Source organism: Nostoc sp. 2RC (genome assembly GCF_014222165.1).
In the GTDB taxonomy this organism is placed as follows: Bacteria; Cyanobacteriota; Cyanobacteriia; order Cyanobacteriales; family Nostocaceae; genus Nostoc; species Nostoc linckia.
In genome coordinates, this window is the sequence record NZ_JACKZU010000550.1 from 1 (window position 1) to 3,592 (window position 3,592).

At 42.7% G+C, this 3,592-nt stretch carries 3 protein-coding genes; 1 reads left to right on the forward strand and 2 read right to left on the reverse strand.

Annotated elements, in window-relative coordinates:
* Positions 1 to 42 precede the first annotated feature (42 nt).
* Positions 43 to 1,893 (reverse strand): S8 family peptidase, encoded by a 1,851-nt coding sequence (locus GNE10_RS32940; protein ID WP_185570248.1) that lies wholly within the window; start codon positions 1,891 to 1,893, stop codon positions 43 to 45.
* A 117-nt stretch (positions 1,894 to 2,010) separates the two neighbouring features.
* On the opposite strand from GNE10_RS32940, the gene GNE10_RS32945 reads away from it, so the two are divergent.
* Positions 2,011 to 2,445, forward strand: coding sequence for a hypothetical protein (locus GNE10_RS32945; RefSeq protein WP_185570250.1), 435 nt, complete (start codon positions 2,011 to 2,013; stop codon positions 2,443 to 2,445).
* Positions 2,446 to 2,623: 178 nt separating this feature from the next.
* On the opposite strand, the gene GNE10_RS32950 is transcribed toward GNE10_RS32945, so the two are convergent.
* Positions 2,624 to 3,592 (reverse strand): choice-of-anchor D domain-containing protein (locus GNE10_RS32950; protein ID WP_260447130.1); only part of this gene is annotated, 969 nt, incomplete at its 5' end.

Sequence of the window (3,592 nt, forward strand, 5' to 3'; positions counted from 1 at the left end):
TCCTCCCACACCTCCCACACCTCCTGCTTGCCCCATACCCATTTATGCTGCTTTTTCTTCGTTTTGCAATGCTAAACGAGCAAGTCCGTAACAAAGTATGGCGTTGGCGATGAGAAATAGACGTGCTAAATTAACGTTTCCAAATCCCCAAACTGCTGGGTCGTAAATGGCACTTACTGTTAAGCAGGCTGTTACTCCTAGTGTTGAACCTATAGCAAACCATTTCCAGCTGGGATGTCCTAACAGTAATGCCATTAAGACAATGGGAATCAATACGCTGGCAAATAAGGGATTTAATGCATCAGTTCCTTGGAGGGTATTGCCGAGTTCGGGAATTGAACTGCCCAAAACCCGGAAGGGCCATTGAGGAAGGTCAAAGATATAAATTCCTTTGAGGAAAAATAACCCAGAACTGCCAGCAATTAAACCGCTAAACAAAGACCAACTCCAAGTGAAGGGGAAGTAAACTCGTAAAAACCAAGCCAGTAGGTAAGAACCAATGACCATTAAAATCTTGGGTAACAGTGCTACTGCACCACCGTCAATCCAAAAGCCAGGATTCAAGTAGCCGTTGTCTCTTAACCACCGGAAGAAATCTTGGAAACTGATTTGCCCTCCAACAGCTAGTTTCACTGCTGCTTCTGCATTCAGTTGTCCTGCGCCATAATAATTCAAACCATCATCTTGGATAACTCGTGCTGATTGTTTGAGGACTTTTAAAATTTCATCTGGTTCTTTAATACCACTAGCTTTGATTAATGCCGCCACACCAGCAACGTGAGGGGAAGCCATGCTTGTACCTTGGAAACCAAGAAATACGCCTTCGCCTTTTTCGTTAATGGTTTCTTGCAGAATCTTACCAGCTTCGCTACCACCGGGAGCTGAGATATCGACCCCTGCACCAAAGTTGGAATAAGGTGCTTTTTCGCCGTCCGGGCCGATGGCTGAAACACCGATGACATGAGGATAACGCGCCGGATAACTTGCCCCGTTGGCGCTTTCATTACCTGCTGCGGCAATGATGACTACACCTTTTCTATGGGCATATTCGATCGCTTCTTTCATCAACTTGCTTTCACCACCACCACCCAAGCTCATATTAATCACATCTGCGCCTTTATCGGCAGCAAATTTAATCGCTTCGGCAATATCGGCTACAGTACCGCCACCATAGGCACTCAGTACCTTCAGTGGCATCAAACTGGCTTCATAAGCAATTCCAGCTACGCCATATTTGTTATTTGTGGCTTGGGCAATGGTTCCAGCAACGTGAGTACCATGACCGTTATCGTCATCAGCTTTTTCTCTGTCGTTGACAAAATCATAGCCTTTGACAAATTTCGTCTCGTATAAGTCGCGCACCTTGGTAATCCCAGTGTCAATCACTGCAACGGTGACACCACTACCTTTGGTTTGACTCCATGCGCCTTCAATGCCAATTTTGTGCAAGTTCCACTGCTTGCTGTAATATTGGTCATTGGGGCCAGTTAATGAGAGATTTACCTCATCGTTTTCTTCGGGTCGCAAAAATTCTCCCAGCCAAGCGGCTTCACCTGGTTGTGGAATCTTTCTGTAGATATAGTTTGGCTCTATGAATTCTGTAACTTGGGCAAACTGAGATTTTTTTAGTTCTTGGAGTCGCTGTCCATCGCCCTTGATAATATAGACATTATCCTTGGCAGAAAACTTGTTGTCTAATTGGGGTGTAACGTTGTATTGTTTAGCGATCGCTTGTAAATTCTGTTGCACCACACTTGATGGAATATCTTCACGAAAATCAAGCAAAATCGTCTCAAAATCGCCTTTAACTGCAAGTCCCTGGAAATTCAGGAAACCAAATACAGCAGTTCCCAACCCAATGACAAACAAGCACAATAATATAAGCTTTCTCATATTAACTCATCACCGCTTTTTGCCAGTTTTCCCACTACCATAACTTATCTGTGCCCCTTGTTGGTGTAATTTGCACTTTAGTTTACCTTCACTTCATAACTCAGGACTGTTGAAACGATGGAACGTGGTCTTTTGTGGTTACCTCTATTAGCAATGTTTTTCTGGCTAGCTTGGCAAGGCTCAAGGGAGTATCAAAAAGTTGAAGCCTATCGTGCTTGGGCAGAGCAATTTGAACGGGCTAAGTATGATATTTATTCAGTATTAGGTCAAAAAGGAAACTCTATAACCTGGGGTAAACCCACACCCCAAGGGCCGATTAAGTTAGAAACATTTTCTTTAATTAATGTCCAAGAAATACATCTTTTAGTAGATGGCAAATTAATAAATATAGAGAATTTACCAAAAAAAGGTAGTTCTATAGAGTTAGAGTTTGTCTTTTCCCAATCCACTGACTCAGTGCGCGTTCCGTTTACAGAAATTCCTTTAGCGGCGGAGTGGGCCAAGTTTTTAAATTTAGGATTAGCAAATTGGCGATCGCAAACTAACGAGTAGCTGTAATCTCAAATCTGGCTAATTGTTAAGTTTTTGCAACATAACTAATTGATAGAAATCATACCAAATTGGTAAGGTAGTTGACTGATGACTATTAATAGTTAACTGTCAACCGCCAACGGTTAACAGTCAACAATCTTCTATGGAATATTGTTTTATTTGCAAGTCCCCAACTGAACTAAATAGTCATAAAAGTTGTAGAAGCCTGAGCTATAAGTATACTTGCACTCACATTATCCAACTTCGCCAACACTTGATTGTCAGAACTATCTAGAATGAAGGCTTGACTTGCTTTTTGCTGTATCACTAATTGACCAAATTGCAGACCACCTGAGAGAGCAATTTTGTCTTTACCTACTTCAAAGTCAAGAATTGAGTCAGTACCTTCCCGTGAAGCCAACACAAAAATATCATTACCATAACCTCCTGTGAGTATGTCGTTACCTGAACCGCCATAAAGCCAGTCATTGCCTGCGCCTCCGTAGAGTTTGTCATCGCCAATACCACCAAATATGGTATCGTTGTCATTATTACCGGAAAGATAGTCGTTACCACTATCGCCATAGAGCAAGTCATCACCATCACTTCCCCAGAGAGTATCGTTTCCATCACCTCCGAAAAGTTGGTCATTTTTGAGATTACCTACGATGGTATCCGATCCCCCAAAGCCATAAATCTTGTTGGCTGGGGCATTGCCTTGTAAGAACTCGGAACGGCTGGTGCCATTGAGAATTGGAATTTCCGGAGTAGGAGCGGGTTTAATTATGCCGGTAATAGCAAAGTCAAAAGGACTTTCATTACTATCGTTGTTGCTTAAACTCAAACTACCACTATAGGTTCCAGGTGTATTAGTGTTGAGTGCCACAGTGATGGTGGTGGAAGCATTTGCAGCCACACTAGTGGGTAAAGTTCCCACTAAACTGAAGCCGTCAGGAAGTTCAAGATTACTTAAGTTGAGTGCAGCTGTGCCGATATTCTGAATAGTAAAGGTTTCAGTTAGGGTGTTACCGACAGTGGTGTTGCCAAAATCAATGGTGGTCATACCATCTGCAATATCAACTGTGCCGTTAAGAACTTGGATTTCTGGAGTAGGAACAGGTTTAACTGTGCCACTGATGGCAAAGTCAAATGTGCCTTCGTCAATATC